This window comes from Domibacillus sp. 8LH (genome assembly GCF_038806185.1).
Taxonomy (GTDB): domain Bacteria; phylum Bacillota; class Bacilli; order Bacillales; family Domibacillaceae; genus Domibacillus; species Domibacillus indicus_A.
In genome coordinates, this window is the sequence record NZ_JAVJNG010000255.1 from 1 (window position 1) to 251 (window position 251).

Genomic DNA, 251 nt, shown 5'->3' on the forward strand with positions numbered 1-251 from the left:
GAGCATCCCGGGGAAGCGCTGGCGGAGGAGCTCGAAGATCCCGTTGCCGTCCGTGACCTGCGCCTTCGTCCCGAAGATCTGCGCCACCATCTGGTCCGAGATCCTGCCGAGCTGCGCCTCGAGCGCGGCCTGCGCCTCCCCCGCGCTCATGCCCTTGGTCGAGAATTTGAACGAGGGGGAGAAGCCCTCGAGCGCATCGTCGGCGCCGCCCAGAAGCGAGCCCATCCCGCCGAGATCGATCCGCATCGCAT

The 251-nt window shown here is 68.1% G+C and carries 1 protein-coding gene; it reads right to left on the reverse strand.

The genetic code is table 11. The features are described from left to right. A partial coding sequence (locus RG959_RS24630) for a hypothetical protein (protein ID WP_342799349.1) occupies positions 1-251 on the reverse strand: 251 nt, incomplete at both ends.